A 19,040-nucleotide genomic window follows, 5' to 3' on the forward strand; every position below is an offset into this window, starting at 1 on the left:
CTCGCCGCATGGCCGAATCACCCCTGCACCCGTCGTCCGACGCATCCGGTAGCGTGACCGGCATGACCGATCGCCGCGATGACGCTGCTGTTCCTCCGCCGACCGCGAGCACCGGCGCACTGGTCGCGTTCGGCGCAACCACCGCCGACGACGTCGAGGTCGAGATCCCGCGCAAGCGCGTGCTGTCGTGGGCGATGTGGGACTGGGCGCTGCAGCCGTTCAACACCGTCATCCTCACCTTCGTGTGGATCGCGCTGTACCTCACCTCGCGGATGTTCCTCGATCCGGCGGTGCGCGAGTCGGGGCTGCTCGCCGGCGGCAGCTATATGAACTGCAACCAGTCCGAGTACGTCGGCTCGGCGTACTGCCGGGGCCTCACCGACCTGTCGGAATGGTGGGGCTGGGCGAACTTCGCCGCCGGCATCGTGATCCTGCTGCTGGCGCCGGTGCTCGGCCAGCAGGCCGACGCCCGAGGCAGCAAGAAGAAGTGGGTGATGGCCGCGACCGTCGCGATCGCCCTCATCCAGTTCACGCTGTTCTTCATCGAGGCCGACCCGAAGTTCTTCTGGTTCGGGGCGTTCGCGGTCGCGATCGGCGCCGTGATCAGTGAGATCGGCAACGTCAGCTACTACGCGATGCTGTCCGAGGTCTCGACGCCCAGGAACGTGGGCCGCGTCTCGGGACTCGGCTGGGGCATGGGCTACCTCGGCGGCGTGGTCGCCCTGATCGCGTGCATCCCGGTACTGTTCCTGATCGGGCAGAGCGAGCCGTTGGCGTTCAAGCTGGTCGCCGTGATCTGTGCGGTGTGGACGATCGTCTTCGCGATCCCGTTCTTCCGCAACGTGCCCGAGTCGCCGGCATACGCCCAATCGCAGAAGGTCGGCTTCTTCCGCTCATACGTCGTGCTCGCGCAGAACATCGCGAAGCTGTTCCGCACCAACCGGCCGACGTTCTGGTTCATGCTCTCGGCCGCCGTCTACCGCGACGGCTTGGCAGGCGTCTTCGCGTTCGGGGCCGTGCTCGCCGCGCAGGGCTTCGGCTTCTCGTTCCTCGAGGTCATCGTCTTCGGCCTCGCCGCGAATCTGGTCGCCGGTGTCTCCACGCTGCTCGCCGGTCGACTCGACGACCTGATCGGGCCGCGCCGCCTGATCACGATCGCCCTCTCCGGACTCGTCGCGATGGCGTTCGTCGTGTTCGCCCTGAAGGATCTCGGCTCGGTGGTGTTCTGGGTGTGCGGCCTGCTGCTGTGCGCCTTCGTCGGTCCCACCCAGGCCGCGAGCCGCAGCCTGCTCACCCGCCTCGCGCCGCCCAGCCAGCAGGGCGAGATCTTCGGCCTGTATGCGACGACCGGGCGGGTTGCGTCGTTCCTGTCGCCGCTGGCGTGGTCGCTGTTCCTCGCCTGGTTCGGCGGGATCGTCTACGGCGTGCTCGGCATCGGCCTGGTGCTGCTGATCGGGCTGGTGCTGCTGCTGTTCGTGCGCTTCCCGAAGGGCGTCAGGGTCTGACCTGGTCGACGACTGACGGGCCCGGAGAGCGGATGCCGAGAGCGGATGCCGTCCGCGTGATCAGCGCTCGAGCGGCGCCAGCGCCGCGACATCCGCCCCGGCGCTGAGCAGCAGCGCCCGGATGCCGCGTGCCGCGAGCACGTAGGGACGATCGCCGCCGTACAGCAGCGAGCGCGCGTTCGACTGCTCGTAGAGCGCGGGCAGGGCGAATGCGACCTCCTCGACGCCCTCGGCGTCGAGATCAAGGTCGCCCGCCTCAGCGGCGGCGCGCACCTGGATGGCGACGTACTCGTACCACTGCTCCATCGCCGCGCGGATCGCATCCCGCACCGGGCCGGGCTTGGAGTCGTAGTCGGCGCTGACGGCGGCGAAGAAGCACCCGCCCGCGAAGACGCGGGTGCGGGAGTACTCGATCACGTTGTCCATGAGCGCGACGAGACGGGCGAGCCCGCGAGGATGCTCGCGGGCGGGCTCGACGACCACGGCCATGAACACGGCGCGTCCGGCGTCGACGGTGGCCAGCTGCAGGCCCTCCTTGTTCTGGAAGAGCCCGGCGATGCTGCTCTTGCTGTGGCCGGACGCGTCGGCCAGCCGGCCGATGCTCAGCCCGTCGAGCCCCTCGATCGAGGTGAGGTCGGTCGCGTACGCGAGCACGGCGCGGCGCGAGGCATCACCGCGGGCACGGCGGCCGTCGACGACGGCACTCTCGTGCGGGGCGGCGATCGGATCCAGCATACCCCTAGTCTACGAACGATCGTTCGGTTAGTCTATGAACGATCGTTCGTATTGATTTGTTGGCACTGATCGGAGACCTCGCATGACCGCACGAACCCTCGCCGGCGGCATCCGCGCCACCGCAGCGATCTCACCCGCCCTGGCCGGCCGCCTCGCCACCGCGGCGTTCTTCTCCACCTCACCGCGGATGCCGGTGCGCGACGCAGACCGCTTCACGCACGACGCCGCCCGCCGCGACGCGATCGAGGTGCGCGGCAAGCGGGTGGTGACCTACCAATGGGGCACCGGCACGCGCACCGCGCTGCTGCTGCACGGCTGGGTCGGCCGCGCCTCGCAGTTCGCGACGCTCGTGCGCGATCTCGTCGCCGAGGGCTGGCGCGTGATCGCATTCGACGCACCGGCGCACGGCGACTCCGACGGACGGCGCACGGATGTGCGCGACTGGGTGGATGCCGCTCAGCGCCTGGCAGCATCCGAGGGTCCGGCCGAGCTCATCGTCGGCCACTCGTTCGGCGCCTTCGCCGCGCTCTCGGCGGTGCGCTCGGGGCTCGAGGCGAAGCGCGTCGTCGCCATCGCCGGCGCCGGAAACCCGCAGGCGTACCACGACGAGTTCAGCGGGACGCTGCGCCTGGCCCCGGCGGTGCGGGCCGCCTTCGAGGAAGCGTTCCACCGCCGCCTCGGGATGACGCGCGCGGAAACCAGCGCGCGCTTCGACTCCCTGGCCGATCCGCTGCCGCGTGATGTCGAACTGCTCATCGTGCACGACGAGGACGACCGTGCTCTCGACGCGCGACACTCGGCCGAACTCCACGCCGCGCACGCGGGGCGTGCGCACCTGCTGCTCACACGCGGGCTCGGTCACAACCGCATCCTCGGAGCGGATGCGACGCTCGACGCCGTGCTCGCATTCGCCGCCGGCGGGGTCGCGGCGCTCAGCAGGCCCGCAGTCGACACAGAGGTCGGCACGCACCGCTGAGCGCGGCGAAGCTGAGCGGGGCGAAGCTGAGCGGGCCGGATGGGCTGCGACGGAATAGCCGCGGGCGCCCACCGGTTGGCTGGAAGCATGAGTCTCGTCGCGCCGCCCCCGGTTCCCGCCGCGCGCGATGACGCGCTGGATCGGATGCTGGCCGCGGTCGCCGTCAGCATCCGGTGGCAGCGCCGCATCCTTCCCGCCGCAGATGACGTCGTGGCGCTCGGCGCCGACGATCTGTCTCTGGTGCTGGTGCTCTCGGGTTCGGTGGGCATCGCTGACGGCGGATGCCTGCCGGACACGCTCACGACCGGTGACGCCCTGCTCGTCTCGGGTCGCCGCCTCACCCTGCGCGTCCCGGCAGAATCCGATGTGCTCATCACCCACCTCTCCTGGGCCGACAGCGCCGCGCATCTGGCCGGGCTGCTGCCTGACGCCGCGTGGATCCGCGGGTTCGACGAGCTCGAGCCCGGCGCCGCGGCGCTCGCCCATCACATGGGGCTGAAGGACGACTCGGCGTGCGATCAGGACGGCGACGTCGTGATCTGCCGGATGATGGCGACCACGCTGCTGCAGTCGGTGATCCGCGCCTGGTCGCGGGTCGGATGCGCCCCCAAGGGGTGGCCGTCGCGGACGAGCGACCCGTTCCTGGAGCGCGTCGTCGAGGCGGTCGAGGACGACCCGGGCAGGGAGTGGAGCGTGGAGGCCATGGCCTCCGTCGGCGCCCTCTCACGGTCGGTGTTCGCCGAGCGGTTCCGCGCCGCTTTCGGACTGTCTCCGGCGCAGTACGTCGCGGAGGTGCGGATGCGCGCCGCCCGCACCCTGCTCATCGACGGCCGCGGCGTGAGCGAGATCTCCCGCGAGCTGGGGTACGGCTCGGACGAGGGGTTCAGCCGCGCCTTCCGCCGGCACACCGGGATGACGCCGTCGGCCTGGCGCCGCCAGGGCGAGCCGGCCTCCGCCTGACGACGAGCGCGGAGGCCCGGTAGCGGGTCCGGCGACACCGTACCGGGTCCGGCGTCGCCGCACCGGGCCCGGCGTCGCCGCACCGGACCCGGCGGTGTTCTCAGCGGCGCCGGCCCGACAGGCCGAACAGCACCGCACCGACGGCGAGCATCGCGGCGCCCGCGGTGTAGGCCAGCTCGATGCCGACGGCATCCACGAGCATCCCGCCGAGGCCGGCGGCGATCATGATCCCGGCCTGGAATCCGACCACGACCAGGCCGCCGCCGGCTTCCAGCCGGTCGGGCATGCGGTGGCCGACCCAGGTGTTCACGATCAGCAGCCACGAGGCGAAGAAGAACCCCCACACGAAGGCGACGAGGCCGACGAGCCACAGCGCATCCGCACCGAGGATGATGAGCATCGCGGCCGCCGCGATCACGATCGGGGTGATGACGGCCAGCACGCGGTAGGTGCGGTCGATCGCGGCGCCGATGACGAGGTTGCCGATGAACCCGCCGATGCCGAACACGGCCAGGAGCACGATGATCGCCGACTCGTCGATGAACGCGCCGTCGAACCGCACGCGTTCGAGCGCGAGCCGGATGTACGTGTAGGCGAGCGCGTGGCCGAAGATGACGAGCACGTGCCCCGCCATCCCGAGTCCGATGCCGGGGCGGCGCAGCGTCTCGATCAGCACGGGGATGCGGGCGGCGTTCTGCGCGGGGACCGAGGGCAGCAGCACGCGCAGGCCGACGGCGAGCAGGGCGCTGGCCGCCGCGGCGATGCCGAAGACACTGCGCCAGTCGAGCAGTTCGCTCAGCATCACGCCGACCGGAACCCCGGCGACGGTGGCGAGGGAGGTCCCCGCGGCAGTGAACATGACCGCGCGTCCGAGCCGCTCGGGCCCCGCGATGCGCGCGGCGACGGTGATCGACATGGTCCAGAAGCCCGACAGGGCCGCGCCCAGCAGCACACGGGCGGCGAGCATGAGCGGCAGGCTGGGAGCGATCGCGACGACGAGGTTGGACACTGCGGCCAGCACGGACATCCACACGAGCAGCGAGCGGCGATCCAGCCGCGGAAGCGCCAGGCCGATCGTCGGTGCGACGAACAGGCCGGCGAGCGCGGTCACCGTGACGAGTTGCCCGGCCTGGCCGGGCGTGACGCCGAGTTCGGCGGCGATCTCGGTGAGCACCCCGTTGGGCAGGAACTCGGCGCTCACGAGCAGGAAGCTCATCAGCATCATCGCCAGCAGCGCCCCGTAGGGCATCCGGCGGGCCGACGTGGACGTGGTCGGGGTGGGCGCGGTGATGGTCATGGTTCCAGCGTGGCGGGAGGGCGGATGCTGCGCCCGACCGGCCGTCCGGCGCATCCGACCGATCGTCCGGCGATCGGTGATTCGCCTGAGTCCCCGAGCCTGTCGAAGGGCTGCCCCGCCCGCCTGGGTGCGTCGACAGGCTCAGCAACCCATCCCTTCGGGTCCCTGAGCCTGTCGAAGGGCCGCTGCATCCGGGAACGGCATGGCGCCTCCCGCGAGCAGTACGGCGATCAGCACGCCCGCACCGATCAGCAGGGCGAGCAGGATGATCCAGATCGCGACGGTCCAGCCGCGATAGTCGCCTCCGACGCCGCGGGATGCCGAGTCGTCCGCGTCCCGCGGAGCGGGAGCATCCGCGCCCGCCGCAACATCCGCACCCGCCGCAGCATCCGCACCCGCCGGACGGGCATCCTGACCCGGGCGACCGGCGTCGCTCTCCAGCCGCCGGGCGGCGCGCGTCTGCGGGGCGCCTTCCTCGGCGACGGGCGCACCCGACCCGCCGACGACGGTCGGCAACGCGGGTTCGGGCAGGGCGGGCGCCAGCCCGTCAGGGGCGGGCGGGATCACCGGCGGCGGGATGACGGGCTCGGCCAGCGCGGCTTCGGGGATCACCGGATCCGGGATGTCCACCGCCGACTCATCGAGCTGTGGCAGGTCGGGTTCGGGGATGTCGAGGTCCGGAACGGCGGCGGCATCCGCGACCGGCGTCTGGGCCGCAGGCGACTCCTGCTCCGGAGCATCCGCATCCGGCTTCGGCGTCTCCTCCGGGTCGGCCATGTCAGCCTCCGAGGGCTCCCGCATCGGTGCTGCTCACGTCGGTGCGGTGGAAGTTCTGGAACGCGCGGGATGCCGTCGGCCCGCGCTGCCCCTGGTAGCGGTTACCGTAAGGACCCGAGCCGTAGGCGTTCTCGGCGGGTGAGGTGAGGCGGAAGAAGCAGAACTGGCCGATCTTCATGCCCGGCCACAGCTTGATCGGCAGGGTCGCGACGTTCGCCAGCTCGAGGGTGACATGACCGGTGAATCCGGGGTCGACGAACCCGGCGGTCGAGTGCGTGATCAGGCCGAGTCGGCCCAGCGACGACTTGCCCTCCAGGCGGGCGGCGACATCGTTCGGCAGCGTTACCTGCTCGAAGGTCGCGCCGAGGGCGAACTCACCGGGATGCAGGATGAACGGCTCGTCGGGGGCGACCTCGATCAGGCGGGTCAGCTCGGGCTGATCCTCCGACGGGTCGATGAACGGGTACTTGTGGTTGTCGAACAGCCGGAAGTACCGATCCAGGCGCACGTCGACGCTCGATGGCTGCACCATCTGGTCGTCGAACGGCGTGAGACCGATGCGGCCCGATGCGAGTTCTGCCCTGATGTCGCGATCGCTGAGAAGCACACCCTCAGCGTAACGGTGCCGTCGCCCGCGCGCCGCGCCGTGACCGGCGGACTTCGCGGGTGCCCGTCCAGGGTCAGGCCGGCTCGACGAGGCCCCACTCGTAGGCGAGGATCACGACGTGCACGCGGTCGCGGGCGGCGAGCTTGGCCAGCACCCGGCCGACGTGCGTCTTCACTGTCGATTCGCTGAGGTAGAAGCGCTCGGCGATCTCGCTGTTGCTCAGCCCGTGTGCGATGGCGTGGAAGACGTCGCGCTCACGCTCGGTCAGCTCGGCGAGGCGGTCGGTCTGCGGCGCGGGCGCCGATGCGTTCACGCCGGAGGGGCCGTCGGGAAGCCGCGGCGCGAGGTGGTCGAGCAGGGCACGGGTGGCTCGCGGGGCGAGGGCGCCGTCGCCGCGGTGCACGGCGCGCACCGCCGCGATGAGCTCCGCCCCCTGCGCATCCTTGAGCAGGAAACCACTCGCGCCGGCGCGGATCGCGCCGAAGGCGTACTCGTCGAGGTCGAACGTGGTGAGCACGAGCACCCGGACGTCCGGATGCTGCGCCACGATGGCCTGCGTCGCGGCGATCCCGTCAATTCCCGGCATCCGCACATCCATGATCACGACATCGGGTCGCAGCTCCCGGGTGCGCGCGATCGCCTCGGCGCCGTCGCCGGCATCGCCGACGACCACGATCCCGGGGTCGGCCTCCAGAACGAGGCGGAAGCCGACGCGGATGAGCGTCTGGTCGTCGACGAGCAGCACGCGGATCTGATCGGTCATCGGGCGGTCTCCTCGGAGCCGGGATCGGCGGTGGGATCGGGATCGGGGTCGGCGTCGGCCACCGGGGCGGAGTCGGTGGCCGGCTCAGTGTCCGTGCCCGGGTCGGTGAGCCCGATCAGTCTCTCGACGTCCGTCGCGTCGCCGCCGGCACCGGCCGGCGCGGCCGGCGGGTGGGGCAGCTCGGCGCGCAGCATCCATCGCCCCTCCCCGGCCGGCGCCGACACGAGCACGCCGCCGAGCAGGGCGACGCGCTCGGCGAGTCCGCGCAGACCGAAACCGCCCTCGGATGCCGTTGTACCGGCGCCGTCGTTGACGATCTCGATGATGACCGGGTCGGCGTCGTGGTCGATCCGCACGTCGATGGCGGTGGCTGAGGGGCTGTGCCGGATGGCGTTGGTGACGCCCTCCTGCACGATGCGCCCGATGGCGAGGCGCAGCGCCGGGGCGGCATCCGGTTCGCCGCGCACCGCGAGCCGCACCGGGAAGCCGGCGCGCTGTGCGGCGGCGACCGTCTCGGAGGGCTCGGCGGCCTCGAGAGGTGCGAGCGGGGCGTCGGCGTCGCCGTCGCGCAGCACGCCGAGCATCGATCGCATCTCGGCGAGCGCGTTGCGGGCGGTCGACGCGGCCGCGAGCGAGGCATCCCGGCCGCGCTCGCGATCCGGGGTCGCGGCCGCGCCCTCGGAGAGGGCGACCACGACCGTGAGCGAGTGCGAGACGATGTCGTGCATCTCGCGGGCGATGCGATCGCGCTCGGCAGCGGCGGCGAGCTGCGCCTGCTGGTCGCGCTCGACGAGCAGCTGACGCGAACGGTCGATGATCGCCTCGACGTAGCGCCGCCGGTTGCCGATGTTGATGCCGATGAGGGCCGCGATGAGTCCGGGGATGGCCTCGCTGAGCACCGTGTTGATCGCCGACTGCAGGGTGAGCGCGCCGATCGCGAGCATCTCGGCCGACATGAGCCCGATGATCGCGACTCCGGCGCCGAGGCCGATCCAGGCCGATCGGGTGGAGCGGTGCGCCGCGAGGCTGTAGACGGCGACGGCGAACAGGACTCCACCCGCCGACGAGGTGACGGCGAGGACGAGGATCTCGACCGCGATCACGCCGGTCATGACGAGCCCTGGCCGACGCCGGCGCCACATCAGCAGCACGCATCCGCCGAGGATCACGATGCCGATGACGATCGCAGCGGGCACCGGCACGGGGCGCGCGCCCGGCGGCGAGGACGTCGCCGAGCCGATCATCATCAGCAGGCACAGCAGGGCGATGAGCACGTCGGTGAAACGCGGATGGCGCGCCCAGAAGCGCCGGATCACCCCGGGCGGACGCGGCAGCCGCAGCTCCTCGTCCGGAAGGACGGAGGGGCTGCGGCTGTGCGGGTTCGACACGCAGACGACTCTACGCGCGGTGGATCAGACGTCCCGCCCGCGCAGCACCGCCCAGCCGCCGAGCAGGGCGACGGCGGACCATGCGACGAGCGTCAGCCACGCCTCGCCGGCGGTGAGACCGACGCCTTCGATCGGAAGGATCGCGTTCTGCACGGCCGAGGAGGGCATGTACAGCGACAGGTTCTGGATCCACTCGACGCCGTTCAGCAGCATGGTCACCAGGCTGAGGATGACGGGCAGGACGAACAGGATGCCGACGGTCACGGCGATCGCGCCGGCGCCGGAGCGCAGCAGAAAGCCGAGTCCGACGCCGAGCAGGGCGAACAGCGCCATCGCCGCCGAGGCCGAGAGGATCGGCAGGATCGCCATCGACGGGTCGGACCACTCGACCACCAGGCCACGGGCTGAGGCCAGCGGCGTGATCGCAACGGCCGCGATGAGGAAGGTCACGAGCGCGACGACGAACATCAGCGCCCCGAGCACGATGGCCTTCGCGGCGAGCACCGACCCGCGCACCGGGTTGGCCGTGAACGTGGAGCGGACCATCCCGGTGGAGTACTCGCCGGTCACCGAGATGACGCCGAGGATGCCCGCCAGCAGCATGGTCAGCTGCACCGGCGAGACGACGGCCATGATGATGTTCGGGAACTGCTCGTCGACCGCCGTCGTGATGGCGATCGAGATGCCGATGGTGAGCACCGCGACGATGACGACCGACCACCAGGTGCTGCGGACGGTTGCGACCTTGATGAGCTCGCTGCGCAGCTGACGCACGAAAGTCAGGTGCGAGGTGGTGGCGGGCGGAATGAGCGTGGAGCGTGCCTGGATGGCGGTCATGCGAGTGCCTCCTCGAGCTGCGCGTCGGCCTGCGGGACGGCGCGGGTGCGGTAGTCGACGACATCGCCGGTGAGGGCGAGATACGCCTCTTCGAGCGATCCGCTGGTGGGGGTGAGTTCGTGGATCGGGATGCCGCGCTGGAACGCGACGTCGCCGATGCGGGATGCCGGCAGCCCGGAGATGTCGAGGGTCTCGGGGCCGGTGCTGGCGACCTCGACGTCGCGCGCGGCGACGGCGGATGCCAGCTCGGCGGCGCGCGGGCTGCGCACGTGCACCCGCTCGGTGGTCCAGGCGCGCACGAGGTCGGGCAGCGCGGCGTCGGCGAGCACCTTGCCGCGACCGAGGACGATCACGTGATCGGCGGTCTGCGCCATCTCGCTCATGAGGTGGCTGGAGAGCAGGACGGTCCGGCCCTCGGATGCCGCATAGCGGACGAACTGCCGCACCCAGCGGACGCCCTCGGGGTCGAGTCCGTTGACGGGCTCGTCGAGGATGAGCGTGTGCGGGTCGCCGAGCAGTGCGGCCGCGATGCCGAGACGCTGGCCCATGCCGAGCGAGAAGCCGCCGGCGCGCTTGCGGGCGACGGAGCCGATGCCGGTGATGTCGATGACATCGTCGACGCGGGAGGACGGGATGCCGTGGGTGGCGGCCATCGCGCGCAGGTGGTTGCGGGCGGAGCGGCCGGAGTGCACGGCCTTGGCGTCGAGCAGCACGCCCACCTCGGTGAGCGGCGCACGCAGCCGGCGGTACTCCTTGCCGTGCACCGTGACGCGGCCGGCGGTCGGCTTGTCCAGACCCACGATCATGCGCATCGTGGTGGACTTGCCGGCGCCGTTAGGCCCGAGGAAACCCGTGACGCTTCCGGGGCGCACCGTGAACGACACGTCGTCCACGGCGAGCTTGTCTCCATACCTCTTGCCGAGGCCCTCTGCTGTGATCATGCCTTCGACGCTATTCGCGGGGGTGTCGGCGGCGCGTCCGCCTTCAGGATGAACCTGTGCGCGGGCTATGGCACCGTGGTGCCATGCGTGGTGTCTTCTGCTCCTGCGCCGCCGCGCGAGGGAACCCGCCGGTGTTTGTTATGCTGGCCAGGCGCCGTGAGGCGTGCGGGGCTGTAGTTCAATGGCAGAACTTCTGCTTCCCAAGCAGACAGCGCGGGTTCGATTCCCGTCAGCCCCTCCAAGTGTCACCGGCGAGCGGGAGTGTGCGCACTGTGGCCATGTGCGATGGCTCGAGCAGGTGAAGATGCCGCCCAGGTCCGACGGGCTCGAGCATCGATTTGGGTATCGATCCGGCGATCACGGCTCGCGTTCCGAGGGTGACCTTTTCTCATTCGGCCGCAGGTGGAGTGTCGTAGGTGGTTGCCGTGAGGTGGGTGCGTTGCTCGATGAGAGGGCAGGTGAACACGTCGCGTTCTCCCAGACCGACCCTATTGATGTAGCGGACGACTATCGCGTAACCCTCGAGCAGTCCGGTCTGCGTGTAGGGCACGCCGACTTGCCTGCAGTAGGAGGCGATCAGCGGGGCAGCTCGTCTCAGATGTGGTCGCGGCATGGATGGGAAGAGGTGGTGCTCGATCTGGTAGTTCAGCCCGCCCATGAAGAAGTCCAGGACGCGGTTCCCGCGGATATTGCGGCTCATCATCACCTGCCTGCGCAAGAAGTCGATCTTCATTGTGCGCGGGACGATGGGCATCCCTTTGTGGTTCGGTGCGAAGGCGATCCCTAAGTGGAACCCGAAGATGCCGAGTTGCACCGCGAGGAACGTGGCAGCGATGCCCGGCGAGAGCACGATGAACACGAGGGCGATGAAGCCCCCGAGCCTCACGCTGAGAAAGATGATCTCGACGGCCCGATGTTCGAGGTGACCTCGCGATAGCACGCGACGGACGCTCGACGCGTGCAGCGAGACGCCTTCCAGCAGCAGAATCGGGAAGAACAATATCCCTTGATGCGCACGCAGCCACGCGACGAGTGGCCCATGCTCGTGCTGCGCGGTCTCGGCGGTTACCGCAATGACCGGCAGCTCGATGTCCGGGTCACTGCCGAGCTTGTTCGGATTCGCGTGATGGCGGGTGTGCTTGTGCTGCCACCACCCGTAGCTCATGCCCACCATCAGGTCACCGATGACCAAGGACATCCAGTTGTTCCAGCGGCCCGAAACGAAGATCTGCCGGTGCGCGGCGTCATGACCGAGGAACGCAGCCTGAGCGAAAAGGACCGCGAGGACGACAGCGGTGAACAACTGCCACCAGGTATCCCCGATCCAGACGAACGCCCACACTGCGCCCACCAGGGCGAGGAACAGAACCGCGATCTTGCTCCAGTAGTAGCCGTAACGTCGACGCATCAATCCGCTGCGGTGAACTTGCGCCGCGAGCTCAGTGAACAGGTTCACCCCCGGGGCAGCACCTCTCCCCGCTTTAGGTGTGGTGGTGCGTATAGGCCCCATGATGACCTTCTTCTTGAGGCGTCTTCCCTAGCGAGAAGAGGCGCCTCCCTCATTAGCCCAGACTTGAGCAGGTTCAGCCTCAACTGGGCCTGGCACGAACGCCACCGCCTCGGCAATCGCGGCAACCGCAGCCGCCCGAGTCCGTTCACGGTCTGCAAGGTTTCGCGCTTCTGCCGCCGCAACCGCACGATGACCGGACAGCGTGGCGTCCACTTCGGCGAGGCGGTTCGCGATCACCGTCGAAAGACCGGTGCTGAGATCCTGCAGGTTCGTATTGCGGATCTCAAGACGACGGTCCGACACGTGCAGTTCGACACCCGCGAAGCCGTGCTCCTCCAGGTAGCGCCGCGTCGCGTCGCTCTCAATCGCAGCGACTTCATCATGCTCTACCTTGCGGGTGAAGACCGCCTCCACCGTGTACCGGTTTGGCGCTCCGGGGCTCAGCAGAGAGCCAGGAAGTGACCCCGCGAGAACGTGCCCGAGCCCGAGCACCTCCGGTTGGTGTGCGTCGGTCGTAGCGTTCATTTTGTCGACCTTCCCTGTCCGCGATTGCGGCGAACGAGGCCGAAGATGATCGTCCCGAAGAAGAGGATGACCCCGATCACCCCGAGCCATAGCAGACCTTCGAAGGCGAACCCGACTACAGCGAGCACCGCCCACGCGATCACGAGTACCACGATCATCGTCCACATATTGCTGACCATACGCTCACCTGTGGTCGCCCGGTAGACCACTCCGGTGCTGGCCCTTTCGCGCAGCCTAGCAATCGGGACACGTCGGACTGCGCCCGGTGCGGTGTGGAGGAAGCTCCCACCGCGCACGTCCCCTTGCGCGAACGGTGAGAGTCCCATCATCGGGACCCACCGTTGCGGCGCCTTTGCCAAGCGACGGGCCTTAATCGTCACCGTACGCTCCCAGCATTCGGAAAGATAGAGCAGTCTCGACAAGCCACGGCCTAGCAAAGGGGCGGGCCGCCCATCTCAGCAGGATTTCGCACCTCATCGACCGACCGCGTCAACACTGTGCCCCCCCTGTCGCCGCATACCGCAACCCCATCAGTCGAATCACCCGATACGGGCTAGCGTCCGGCCTATGACCTCCCCCGAAACCGACACCAGAACGCTCATGTCCATCGACGATGAAACAGTCGTGCTCGCCCCCGATCAGGACGTGGGAGCAATAGAGCAGCGTCTCCAGGACGCTGTTGACCATCCTCAGTTCGTGCACGTCCGGCTCACCGACGGCACCGACCTGTCATTTCTCATGTCGATTGCGCGTCGCGTCAGCATCGCGACCGGCGCCCGCCAACCGAAATCCCCGCCCGTGCTATCACTCGTCGATGACGACACCACCGGCGTCCTCGGCTTCTGATCCAGCGTTCGCTTTGTCGGTTTGCGTCTTGAAGTCTCGAGCCGAGGTCTCGGCACTCGGCGGACTGCCGTGCCAATGAGCCGCGCGCGCCCGGTCCCATTTCGACGGTGGCGACGCGGGGGCATTATTGTCTGTCATCTCCGGACCATACGCGTCCAAGATGTGCATCCACCCGGCTCCACGCAGGGCGACCGACCACGGGCCTACCTACTGCAGTCGAAGCGAGTGCTTCCGGTTGCCGAACACGCGAAGTCTGAGACGTTAGGACAATCAGACGCCCCAGCTCATTACTCTTCTGAACAGGCTGTTATTCGGATCCATTTGTCTGGAGCAGCTGTGGAACACCCGCCTGCGCGGCTCGCAAAGATTCGCGTACACTTCAGTCCGAGCAACGGGACAACAGCTGGTCAGTAGTCCGGAATAGCTTTGGAAGTGACACCAAGCGTGAAAGCCACACCATGAGCATCACCGCGTCCCTCGAAGCCCTGTCGTCGTTCTGGCAGGACATCCGCGCGAGCATCCCGTCCCTCCCTGCCGAAGTGCCCGAGGCGTGGGCTTTCGGCGCCACCCCCGCGCACGCTGACGGGCTGCTCGACCTGGTTCTGTCGGGCGTCAAGACCGGCACGGCCTCATCGGTGTGGGACTACGAGGCATCCGGCGATCCGATGCCCGAGGTCGGCGACCTGAGCATCATCCTCGACGGCAGGGGCACGCCCCGCGCCGTGATCCGCACCACCTCGCTGCGCACGGTGCCGTTCTCCGAGGTGGATGAGGAGCACGCGCACGCCGAAGGCGAGGGCGACCGCACGCTCGCCGCATGGCGCGAGATACACGAGCGATTCTGGCGCAACCACTCCGAGGATCCTCGCGGCTGGGCACCCGACATGCCGGTGCTGTGCGAGCGGTTCGAGCTCGTGCATCCGGCGCGCTGACCGCCACCGCACCGGCTCAGAGGAACGGCATCCCGTCCGGCGCACGGAACCCACCCAGGCGGGCGTAGTCGTCGAGCGCGCGCAGCGCGGCCCACGCGACCACGGCACTCGAGCGCGGGCGCTCCGGAGACGGAGTGTTCGTGACGACGACGCGCACCTCTCCGAGATCGCCGGCGGCGTGGACCTCGTGCCGGGTCGCCGTCGCAGCGGGATCGGCGACGACGCGCGCAGTCGCGGTGTCCCACGCGTCGGCGGCGAGCACGAGCGCCGCCGCGACGTTCGCGGATGCCGGAAAGCGCTGCGCCACCTCGGCGGCGAGGCCGTCCGCGAGGACGATCTCCGAATCGCCACGGCGCAACGCGCGTTGAAGGTCGTCCGGCATCCACGTCTGGATGAGCGTCGCCGGCAACTTGCGGCTCTCGATCGACACCGCGTGCAGCGGTCCGGCCGCGCGCAGCGCCCGCACCTGATCGAGGCCGCCGATCGCCCCGGTGCAGGCGATCACGCGGCCATGGCCAGGCACCGTACGCGTCGTCTGCTCCCGGAACGCGGGTTCGGCGAGCGCGCCGATCGAGAGCAGGATGACGTCGACCCCGGCCGCGAGCAGTGCGGGAACCCGGCCGCGAGCGGCATCCTGCGTCGCCGCCTCGACGACGACGTCGACGTCCGCCCCGTCCGGCAATTCGTCGTCCCGCCCGATCGTGCCGACCACGCGATACGGGCGCGACTGCTCGACCGCTAGCCTCAGCACCCTGTTGATGTGCCCGTCGCCGAGGAACGCGACCCGCAGATCAGCCATGCCTTGACCATAGGCCAGCCACCGAAGACCCCGCAGGGCCCCGCCGCGACGATCGCGACGAGGCCCTGCACGAAGCCCGGATCAGCGCTTCCGGCGCGCCACCAGCACCGAGATCAGGATGATCGCCGCAAGCACGACCGCGCCCAGCATGATGAGCAGTGGCCACGGGGTGGCATCCGTCTCCACCGGAGCCTCGGTCGCGGCCGGCTCCTCCGGCTCGGTGGTCTCGTCGACCGCGGTCTGCGTCGGCGCGGGAGCGACGACGTCAGCGGCGATCGAGAACGAGTACTCGCCCGACGTCGGGTGGCCGTCGCTGGAGACGACCCTCCACGTCACGACATACTGGCCGCCGGACATCCCGGGCTCGAGCGGCACGGTGACGGTGTCGGCCTCGACCACCGGGGCGCCTGCCACCCAGTCACGCGCGGACTCGTCGACGACGGTCATGCCGGTCCCCGAGTTCTCTTCGAGCGACAGCAGCTCATTCGAGAACGTGAGCACGATCTGCTCGGGGGCGACGGCGAGCTCTTCGCCGGCGGCCGGCGTGCTCGAGACAAGGGCGTCGTGCGCGGATGCCGGGGCGGCGAGCGCGAGAACGGCGGCTGCGGCGATGGCCACGCCGGCCAGGGCGGTACGGATTCGGAACATGGAAAACCTCTCTTCGGATGCCGCGATCGCGGCTGCGTCTGTGAACGACGTGCGACCGCACGTCGGATGCGGCAGCGCAAGGCTGCCGTGGGATCAGACCAGACGCAGAGGAGGTCCCCGACGCCGCAGCGAGCGCAGCAGCGGATCGTCCCGGGCGGGCGCGGCGACCACGGCGAACCGGATGCCGCCCGGCATGACGGGTCGCACAGCGACCGGCACGCGCACCACACGGTGCAGCCAGACGGCGACAGCGGATGCCACGGCCAGCAGCGCCTGCAGGATCCGCTCACCCCGGTGCAGCGCCACGATCGTCACCACCGCGGCCACACCGTGGGCGAGCCACATCCCGGCATCCTGCGGCACGAGCGCCACCTCACCCGCGAACGCCACCTCACCCGCGAGTGCGAGCGGGCGGGCGCCGTGCACGTGCGGCACGAGTCCGGTTGCCGGGGTGAACTCGCCCAGCACGAACAGGGCGTGGAACAGCAGCTGCGAGACGAGCACCGACAGACTCAGGCGCAGCGCCGACAGGCGCCGTCCGGCCAGCAGCGTGCACACCGTCAGCGACAGCAGCCACGGCACGGCAATGCCCAGCATCCCCGGCATCCCGCCGCCCACCCAGACGTGCGACGCCAGCGCGACGAAAGTCGCGACCGAGGCGCCGACGAACCCGCGAAGGAGCGGGATTCTGCGGGAGGGGCGCACCCCTCCATCCTCTCACTCCCCGCCGGCCCGCTGCGGCTCTCCCCACCGGCCACCCGCGGCTCAGGCCACCGGCTCCTGCGCGGGCCGTTCCCGGCCCGCCCACACCGCGCCGGCGCTCGCGACGATGACCAGCGCGATGCCGACGATCTCGAGCGGCGACAGGTGCTGCCCCAGCAGCAGGAAGCCGGCCAGGCTCGCGAAGGCGGGCCCCAGGCTCATCAGGATGCCGAACACGGCCGGCGCGAGGCGCCGCAGCGCCATCAGCTCGAGCGCATAGGGGATGGTCGAGCTGAGCACGGCGACCGCGGCGCCCAGGGCGATCAGATCCACCCGCAGTAGCGACGCACCGGCGTCTGCGATGCCGAACGGCAGCGACAGCAGCGCACCGAACGCCATCGCCAGGGCGAGCCCGTCGAGGCGCTGGAAATCCCGCCCGACCCGGGCCGAAGCGAGGATGTAGCCGGCCCAGCTGGCCGCCGCGCCGAGCGCGAAGAGCACCCCGGTCAGCGTCAGCCGGTCCCAGCCGCCACCGCCGAGGCCCAGGATGCCGAGCAGCGCGAGGCCCGCCCACAGCCACGCCGACCAAGTGCGGGCGGCGACGACCGCCAGCGTCAGCGGCCCGAGCACCTCGATGGTCACGGTGACGCCGAGCGGAAGTTCGCGCAGCGCCAGATAGAACAGGCCGTTCATCAGGGCCAGCACACCGCCGAGCATGAGCGCCGAGCGCCAGGCCTGCGCGGAATGGCCGCGCAGCGCGGGGCGGGCGATGGCGAGCAGGATCAGCGCCGAGAACACCAGTCGCAGCATCACCATGCCCAGCGGCCCCATCTGCGGGAACAGCAGCACGGCGATCGACGCGCCGACCTCCTGGCAGATCAGGCCGACCGCGACCAGCCCGACCGCGAGCGCACGCCCCGACGGCGCGTCGAACGGCGCCGGCGAGCGGTTCACTCCGCGGCCGGAGCGGCGCAGATCGCGCCGCTGGCGATGGTGGTGGCGTACTGCTCGGCCGTGAACGGCAGGCCGAAGTCGGGAGCCGTCTGGCCCTCGGCGGCGGGTGCCTTCGAGGCGATCGCGGCGAGCTGCCAGGCGAGGTAGGCGACCGGGCTGCTGCCGGCGCTGGAGTTGTTGAGCGTCACGGCCACGGTGAAGCCGGTGGCCGGGTCGGAGTACGCGGACGTCGCGTACCCGGGCACCCAGCCGTGCTGACCGATCATCGAGCCCACCAGGTACGCCCCGCCGGTCGCCTGGTACCAGGCCGGTGCGCTGGCCGAAGCCGGCAGCGGCGAGCCCCACCGTGCGGGCGTGGCGTTCTCATCGCGCAGCGCCTGCCGAGCGGTGGCCTGCGTGTACCGGCCGAGCTCGGCGATGTTCGAGACCACGCCCGAATCGGTGAAGCCGATGCTCGACGAGCTCGAGGTCACGTCGATCGGTGCGGTGCAGTCGTATCCGCCCTCGATCGCGGGCAGGTACGCGCCCTTGAGCGCGGGCGCCGGCTTGGGCTCCGAGGCGCCGCGCGGCAGCGACGTCGACTCGAGGCCGAGCGGGGTCGTCACGTACTGGGCGATCAGCTCGGCGGCGCTCTGGCCCGAGGCGCGCTCGAGCGCGCTGCCGAGAAGCAGGTAGGCGGCATCCGAATCGCGGTAGGCGGTGTGCGCCGGTCCGCGCTGTGCGCCGAGCCCGAAGCTCGCCAGCTGCAGCGGCTGCCAGTCGCGCTCGGGGGTGTTCAGCCAGTACGGCTTGACCACGCCCTCCGACGAGCCGATTCCGCTCGTCCCGTTGCACAGGTCGAGCAGGGTGATGTCGCTGAGGTCGCCGACGCCCGAGACGTACTTCGGCACCGGGGTGTCGAGCTCGATCCGGTTCTCGTCGGCCATGCCGTACAGCACGTCGCAGGTCATCATCCGGGTGACGTCGGCCACCCGGAACGACATGTCGGGGGTGACCTTCTCGTCGCTGCCCACGGCCTGGGTGCCGAGGCCCGCCACCCACTCGCCGCTCCACGGCACCCACACGCCGACGATGGCGCCGGAGGCGCCGGTCGCCACCATGGCCTGCTCGACCGCGGCCTGCAGCTGCGCGGTCACGTCGTCGGGCAGTGCGGCGTCGACCTGCTGCGGGGGCGTGTAGCTGAACTCGGGTTCGGCTGCGGAGCATCCGGTGAGAGCGAGGACGAGGGCGACGGCGCCGCCGGCGGCAGCGCGCAGACGGCGCGACGAACGAAGATGCATGTATCGACTCCCCCGGGGATGGACCCTCCGAGTCTAGAACGCGGATGCTGAGAGCCCG

At 70.1% G+C, this 19,040-nt stretch carries 21 protein-coding genes and 1 tRNA gene; 6 read left to right on the top strand and 16 right to left on the bottom strand.

Annotation, left to right across the window (positions count from 1 at the left end):
• The first annotated feature begins 8 nt into the window (after positions 1-8).
• Positions 9-1,505: an MFS transporter gene (locus H7694_RS15430; protein WP_193597323.1), complete on the top strand. Its 1,497-nt coding sequence runs from the start codon at positions 9-11 to the stop codon at positions 1,503-1,505.
• Between the two features lie 60 nt (positions 1,506-1,565).
• On the opposite strand, the gene H7694_RS15435 is transcribed toward H7694_RS15430, so the two are convergent.
• On the bottom strand, positions 1,566-2,240 hold the full coding sequence (locus H7694_RS15435; RefSeq protein WP_193597324.1) for a TetR/AcrR family transcriptional regulator: 675 nt from the start codon (positions 2,238-2,240) through the stop codon (positions 1,566-1,568).
• 82 nt (positions 2,241-2,322) lie between these two features.
• On the opposite strand from H7694_RS15435, the gene H7694_RS15440 reads away from it, so the two are divergent.
• Together H7694_RS15440 and H7694_RS15445 are read left to right on the top strand one after the other, a co-directional pair.
• The gene (locus H7694_RS15440; RefSeq protein WP_193597325.1) at positions 2,323-3,216 is read left to right on the top strand and encodes an alpha/beta hydrolase; all 894 of its coding nucleotides are present in this window, start codon (positions 2,323-2,325) and stop codon (positions 3,214-3,216) included.
• A gap of 87 nt (positions 3,217-3,303) precedes the next feature.
• A complete protein-coding gene (locus H7694_RS15445) occupies positions 3,304-4,176 on the top strand; it encodes an AraC family transcriptional regulator (protein ID WP_227468173.1) in 873 nt (290 codons plus the stop codon).
• Between the two features lie 100 nt (positions 4,177-4,276).
• On the opposite strand, the gene H7694_RS15450 is transcribed toward H7694_RS15445, so the two are convergent.
• From H7694_RS15450 to H7694_RS15480, 7 genes are all read right to left on the bottom strand, one after another.
• The gene (locus H7694_RS15450) at positions 4,277-5,473 is read right to left on the bottom strand and encodes an MFS transporter (RefSeq protein WP_193597327.1); all 1,197 of its coding nucleotides are present in this window, start codon (positions 5,471-5,473) and stop codon (positions 4,277-4,279) included.
• Positions 5,474-5,614: 141 nt separating this feature from the next.
• Positions 5,615-6,274: a hypothetical protein gene (locus tag H7694_RS15455; RefSeq protein WP_227468174.1), complete on the bottom strand. Its 660-nt coding sequence runs from the start codon at positions 6,272-6,274 to the stop codon at positions 5,615-5,617.
• Entirely contained in the window at positions 6,252-6,857 is a 606-nt protein-coding gene (gene dcd / locus H7694_RS15460) for a dCTP deaminase (RefSeq protein ID WP_193597329.1), read from the bottom strand. The genes H7694_RS15455 and dcd overlap by 23 nt, the downstream gene beginning before the upstream one ends.
• 73 nt (positions 6,858-6,930) lie before the next feature.
• Positions 6,931-7,620 (bottom strand): response regulator transcription factor, encoded by a 690-nt coding sequence (locus H7694_RS15465; RefSeq protein ID WP_193597330.1) that lies wholly within the window; start codon positions 7,618-7,620, stop codon positions 6,931-6,933.
• Positions 7,617-9,008 (bottom strand): sensor histidine kinase, encoded by a 1,392-nt coding sequence (locus tag H7694_RS15470; protein ID WP_227468175.1) that lies wholly within the window; start codon positions 9,006-9,008, stop codon positions 7,617-7,619. The genes H7694_RS15465 and H7694_RS15470 overlap by 4 nt, the downstream gene beginning before the upstream one ends.
• 24 nt (positions 9,009-9,032) lie before the next feature.
• A complete protein-coding gene (locus H7694_RS15475) occupies positions 9,033-9,845 on the bottom strand; it encodes an ABC transporter permease subunit (protein WP_193597331.1) in 813 nt (270 codons plus the stop codon).
• Positions 9,842-10,786, bottom strand: a complete 945-nt coding sequence (locus H7694_RS15480) for an ABC transporter ATP-binding protein (RefSeq protein WP_193597332.1) — start codon at positions 10,784-10,786, stop codon at positions 9,842-9,844. The genes H7694_RS15475 and H7694_RS15480 overlap by 4 nt, the downstream gene beginning before the upstream one ends.
• 167 nt (positions 10,787-10,953) lie before the next feature.
• On the opposite strand from H7694_RS15480, the gene H7694_RS15485 reads away from it, so the two are divergent.
• Positions 10,954-11,027 (top strand) — tRNA-Gly (locus H7694_RS15485).
• 147 nt (positions 11,028-11,174) lie between these two features.
• Here H7694_RS15485 and H7694_RS15490 read toward each other — a convergent pair.
• The 3 genes from H7694_RS15490 to H7694_RS15500 all read right to left on the bottom strand — a co-directional run bounded on the left by H7694_RS15490 (position 11,175) and on the right by H7694_RS15500 (position 13,000).
• Entirely contained in the window at positions 11,175-12,296 is a 1,122-nt protein-coding gene (locus H7694_RS15490) for a fatty acid desaturase family protein (protein WP_193597333.1), read from the bottom strand.
• A gap of 27 nt (positions 12,297-12,323) precedes the next feature.
• The gene (locus H7694_RS15495; protein ID WP_227468176.1) at positions 12,324-12,710 is read right to left on the bottom strand and encodes a hypothetical protein; all 387 of its coding nucleotides are present in this window, start codon (positions 12,708-12,710) and stop codon (positions 12,324-12,326) included.
• A gap of 107 nt (positions 12,711-12,817) precedes the next feature.
• Complete coding sequence (locus H7694_RS15500) at positions 12,818-13,000, bottom strand: hypothetical protein (RefSeq protein ID WP_227468408.1); 183 nt, start codon at positions 12,998-13,000, stop codon at positions 12,818-12,820.
• Between the two features lie 388 nt (positions 13,001-13,388).
• On the opposite strand from H7694_RS15500, the gene H7694_RS15505 reads away from it, so the two are divergent.
• Positions 13,389-13,667, top strand: a complete 279-nt coding sequence (locus H7694_RS15505; RefSeq protein ID WP_193597336.1) for a hypothetical protein — start codon at positions 13,389-13,391, stop codon at positions 13,665-13,667.
• A gap of 458 nt (positions 13,668-14,125) precedes the next feature.
• Complete coding sequence (locus H7694_RS15510) at positions 14,126-14,599, top strand: ASCH domain-containing protein (RefSeq protein WP_193597337.1); 474 nt, start codon at positions 14,126-14,128, stop codon at positions 14,597-14,599.
• A gap of 16 nt (positions 14,600-14,615) precedes the next feature.
• Here the strand turns inward: H7694_RS15510 and H7694_RS15515 are convergent, their stop codons facing one another.
• From H7694_RS15515 to H7694_RS15535, 5 genes are all read right to left on the bottom strand, one after another.
• Positions 14,616-15,398 carry an aspartate dehydrogenase domain-containing protein gene (locus tag H7694_RS15515; RefSeq protein WP_193597338.1) on the bottom strand — a complete coding sequence of 261 codons (783 nt, stop codon included), beginning with the start codon at positions 15,396-15,398 and terminating at the stop codon, positions 14,616-14,618.
• Positions 15,399-15,479: 81 nt separating this feature from the next.
• Positions 15,480-16,046, bottom strand: a complete 567-nt coding sequence (locus H7694_RS15520; protein WP_193597339.1) for a copper resistance protein CopC — start codon at positions 16,044-16,046, stop codon at positions 15,480-15,482.
• Positions 16,047-16,139: 93 nt separating this feature from the next.
• Positions 16,140-16,751 (bottom strand): hypothetical protein, encoded by a 612-nt coding sequence (locus H7694_RS15525; protein ID WP_193597340.1) that lies wholly within the window; start codon positions 16,749-16,751, stop codon positions 16,140-16,142.
• A 60-nt stretch (positions 16,752-16,811) separates the two neighbouring features.
• On the bottom strand, positions 16,812-17,702 hold the full coding sequence (locus H7694_RS15530) for an EamA family transporter (RefSeq protein ID WP_227468177.1): 891 nt from the start codon (positions 17,700-17,702) through the stop codon (positions 16,812-16,814).
• Positions 17,699-18,982, bottom strand: coding sequence for a serine hydrolase domain-containing protein (locus H7694_RS15535; RefSeq protein WP_193597341.1), 1,284 nt, complete (start codon positions 18,980-18,982; stop codon positions 17,699-17,701). The genes H7694_RS15530 and H7694_RS15535 overlap by 4 nt, the downstream gene beginning before the upstream one ends.
• Between the last annotated feature and the right edge of the window lie 58 nt (positions 18,983-19,040).

It is taken from the genome of Microbacterium sp. YJN-G (genome assembly GCF_015040615.1).
GTDB lineage: Bacteria > Actinomycetota > Actinomycetes > Actinomycetales > Microbacteriaceae > Microbacterium.